Consider the following 4,148-nt stretch of genomic DNA (forward strand, 5'->3'; position numbering starts at 1 on the left):
CGCCAATGCGGACGACAGTCTCAACGACTTTCAGTGCAAAAATCGCATCTGCCGGATCTGCGTCGCTACCGCGACTTGATCCGGCCTACCGTCCATTTCTAACACCACGACCCCCACCCAGAGCCGGCTATCGCCGACTCAGGCCTCCCCAAAGAGGAGGTGAAATTTGGATTGCCCTCCTCACATAAGCCAGCCTGGCACCTCAATCCTGCAAACGCCTGTTCATTTTTCAATTTGCAATTGTCAATTTAACTTTTTCAATTTCCCTTCTCTCCTTGTCTCCTCACTACTCACTCCGCCTCACCCAAGTCGCCGGGCAGCTTTACGAGTCAGATAGGGGATCGATTTTTGGATCTTCCTCCAGTCCGCTGCGGCACCTTTCTTCGGGCGGACGACCAAGTTCATTCCCTCGGGGACGCGATCCTGCTGCGTGCGAAACGATTCGCGGATCAAGCGTTTCCAGTGGTTCCTCGCTACCGCGTTTCCGGTGCGTTTGGGGATGGTAACCCCCAGTCGACTCGGTGATCGCGGCTCGCTTTTGACTGCGAACAACACCAGCACACCGTCGGCCACGCACACACCGCGACGCAGGATTACGGTGAACTGCGAACTATGACGAATGCGGCGTGATTTTGGAAACCGATAACGCACTGGTGATGACCGTGAAGTGAATTGGTGAGCCGTGCGCTGTAAAGCACTGGGTACCTTGATCCGCGAGCCGCAAGAGAACGCTCGGCCAGAAAAAGGACGAACGAATGCGAGTAGCAAAGGTCGTCTGCGACTTTCGCTACTGGAAAAGCGACTCTGCCGAACACGACGTTGGCTTAGAACGACAAATCGTGTCTCAGATTCATTGGGTTTCGTTCTGCGAACCTTTCAATCAATTCCTTCGACTCGTCATCGATCGTATCGGGTAACCGGATTTGCAACTCGACGATCAAGTCGCCAGCGGAACCATCGCGGCTGCGGATCCCTTGCCCTTTCAGCCGCAAGCGTCGTCCGCTGCTGGATCCCGCGGGAATCGTCATCGCCACCGTGCCGCCTGGCGTGGGGACGTCAATCTTCGCGCCCAACGCCGCTTCGGGAAGCGAAACAGGAATCTTGAGTTCCAGGTTCATGCCGACCCGGCGAAAGTGCGGGTGGTCTGAAACCTTGATCAACAAAATCAAATCGCCCGTGGGGCCTCCGTTAGGCGACGGTTGGCCTTGTTCACGCAAGCGAATTTTGGAGCCGGTTTCCACGCCAGGCGGAATCGAGACCGACAGTTTTTCGTTTTTGCCGGAGCGGTTCAGGTAGAACTCGGTGGTGCCGCCGAGTACTGCGGTTTGCAGCGGCAATTCCAATTCGTGCCGCACATTCTGGCCTCGTTGCGGCGGAGCAGCACGCCGACCGCGACCCGCACCTCGCCCCGGCCCGCCGCGTCCAGGCGCACCGCCTCCCATCAACTGCTCGAAGAAGTCCGAAAAGCCGCCTTCGAACTTCACATCGCCGCCACCTCCACGGCCACCGAAAATCTGTTCCAAATCCAAACCGTCGAAGCCAGCGCCCGCCGCGGAGTGCGGATTAAATCCCCCACCACGGATCTTTTCAAAATCGGCACCGTAACGATCATAGGCGGCGCGTTTCTCTTCGTCGCTGAGCACATCGTAAGCTTCCTGCACACGCTTGAACTTCTCACGTGCTTCTTTGTTATCAGGATTCTTGTCAGGATGATATTTCAGCGCCAGCTTGCGGTGAGCTTTCTTGATATCGTCTTTTGAGGCGTCGCGAGCGACTCCTAACGTTTGGTAAAGATCTTCTGCCACAACTTCAAATTTTTGTTCAATGGAAAGGTTCAGAGAATTCAGCTAGGTGCCAACTTGGCAGATTACTGCGTTTTCGACTAGCAGGAGCAAACCGCGAACCGATTCGAAAGCAAAGCTCGGCATGCCTTTAGAATGCTTCGTTTAACCGTCAGTCGATAGGCGTACGCCAACGGATGCGAACACGCCTTCGACTAACGGTTAAACGAGTAAATCGACAAGCCGTCAAGACTTTCGTGCACATAGGGTGAAACGCAGAAACCGACGTCGGAGACGTCGGACGACAATAAGACTTCACGTCCCCACTGGGGAGGTCAGCGTCGGCGGTAGCCGGCTCTGGGTGGGGCCGTGGTGTTAGAAATGGACTATCGGGTATACCCTTCCCGACCAAAACCGCCCCAACTCGATCCACTCACGTGCAACTAAACTAGAAGTCTCCGTGTCTCCCCCTCTCCCAACTCACCCTCTTTTCCTCTCACTCCTCACTATGAATCCCCTTCGTTTTCCCCATTCGGCCCGAATTGCCCTGTTTGCCGCCGCAGCTTTCTTTTTCTTCGCGATCCCGGCGACCGCAATCGCCGCAGGCGGCAAGTTGACGATCCGCGTCGATGACGAAACGACGGGGCAGCCTGCCAGTGCACGATTGGAAATCTTCAGAGGCGACGAAAGTGGCCGCCGGATGTCGATTCGGCGAACGGTTCCTGCTGGAGTTGGAGTTGTGATCGATCGCACGCTTGATGTCTCTTTTCCCGATGGCCCTTACACGTTCCGGTTAACCCGCGGCCCTGAATACCGCGTCATTCGTGGCAATTTTATACTCGAGCCGGAAAGTTTGGATGAGCACGGGGTGCGTCTGCCGCGAATAATCGACATGCTCGAAAAAGGCTGGACCAGTGGCGATTGCTGTGTGCTGGCGTCGCCCAACAGTCTGCCGCTGCGAATGGCCTCGGAAGATCTTCATGTCGCTGCCGTCCTGGGCCACGAAGACGCCAAACCGATTGCTGGCCGTGACCGCGACGACCCTCCCGCCAACGATCCCTCGTGGATTCGCGAAGACGCCGTCCATGACCGTGGACTGCTGTTTTATGGATTGCCGACCGAGGATGATGAGCAGGCCGAGAATGATGAGCAGGCTGAGCTGGCTGGCGGCTCCGACACGAAATTTCCGGTCGTAGCAAGACTTGCTTCCCTACCGCGAAACAATGAAAATCGCAACGGCATCCAAGACGGCGGGGATCTCGAAAATGACGGAACCGCGGAAGTTCGAGTGGCGATCGAAAACCCGTTTGCTTGGCCGCTGCCGGTTTGGCTGGCGAGTCAGCGGATCGACGGTTTTTTCGTTTTAGGCGACTGGCTGCGACTGGATCGAAAGGTCCTGAATCCAGCCGAAGGACGAGCGCCCGAGGGGCCGCGGACCGAGCATCCGACGGAGCTTGGGCGGTGGGCGGAACGAATTTATAGCAACCTACTCGAAGCAGGATTCCGGATTCCGCCGTTGGCCGGAAGCGGATCGGATGGACGTACCACTCCGGTCGGTTACAACCGACTTTACGTCGCCGCGCCGCTGGAAGCCTACCGTCAATTGGACGCGGGCTCCGAGACGGCCGCGAGAGTCGCCAGTGAAGCGGAGTGGTGGCACCGCGCGTTCAGAGGCAACTCTGTGGCAACGAACGGCCCAATGCTGTTGCCGACACTCAGTGGCCAGATTCCCGGTTTCGTATTCACCGCGAGTAGCGGCCAGAAGCTAACGCTGCAGCCAGAAATTCAGTTATCCGTCCGCGATCCCGTCGACTATTTAGAAGTGATCCACAACGGCGAAGTCTTTTACAGTGCCCGCTTGGACGAGTTTGCCAAAGCGGGCGGAGTGATCCCGGCACTGGAAGTCGAAGAGAGCGGCTGGGTAATGATTCGCGTCGTCACCTTGTACGAAGACCATTATCGAGCGGCGATGAGTGCACCGTGGTACATCGAGTTTGATAGACAGTCTCGAGTGACAAGTCGAAGCGTCGACTTCTTTCGCGATTGGCTCAGCCAATACGAAGCGAGGCTAAAGAAGTTACCGCCGCAGGAGTTATCGCCGCACATCCCCTACATCCGAGCCGCCCGAGCCTTCTGGACCGCCCGAGCCGAAGAGGCAGTGAGGAGTGAGGAGTGAGGAGTGAGGAGTGAGGAGTGAGGAGTGAGGAGTGAGGAGTGAGGAGTGAGGAGTGAGAAGTGATTCACCTCCCCCTTGGGGAGGTCAGAGTCGGCGGTAGCCGGCTCTGGGTGGGGCTCGCAGTGTTAGGATTCGACGGTAGGCGGTAGGCCGGATCAAGTCGCGTTAAGCGACGTAGATCCGGCGGACAC

At 57.2% G+C, this 4,148-nt stretch carries 3 protein-coding genes; 1 reads left to right on the top strand and 2 read right to left on the bottom strand.

The genetic code is table 11. The features are described from left to right. Positions 1-300: 300 nt before the first annotated feature. Both rnpA and RMSM_RS01740 read right to left on the bottom strand, forming a co-directional pair. Positions 301-651, bottom strand: coding sequence for a ribonuclease P protein component (gene rnpA, locus RMSM_RS01735; RefSeq protein WP_008690632.1), 351 nt, complete (start codon positions 649-651; stop codon positions 301-303). A 173-nt stretch (positions 652-824) separates the two neighbouring features. Next, positions 825-1,805, bottom strand: a complete 981-nt coding sequence (locus RMSM_RS01740) for a DnaJ C-terminal domain-containing protein (RefSeq protein WP_008690635.1) — start codon at positions 1,803-1,805, stop codon at positions 825-827. A gap of 484 nt (positions 1,806-2,289) precedes the next feature. Here RMSM_RS01740 and RMSM_RS01745 point away from each other — a divergent pair, with 484 nt between their 5' ends. Continuing rightward, positions 2,290-3,957, top strand: a complete 1,668-nt coding sequence (locus RMSM_RS01745) for a CehA/McbA family metallohydrolase domain-containing protein (protein WP_008690637.1) — start codon at positions 2,290-2,292, stop codon at positions 3,955-3,957. Positions 3,958-4,148: the final 191 nt, after the last annotated feature.

The organism is Rhodopirellula maiorica SM1 (assembly GCF_000346295.1).
Taxonomy (GTDB): domain Bacteria; phylum Planctomycetota; class Planctomycetia; order Pirellulales; family Pirellulaceae; genus Novipirellula; species Novipirellula maiorica.

Bases quoted from the DNA above. Each gene is read 5' to 3' on its own strand.
- RMSM_RS01745 (WP_008690637.1), top strand. From the start codon at position 2,290: ATGAATCCCCTTCGTTTTCCCCATTCGGCCCGAATTGCCCTGTTTGCC.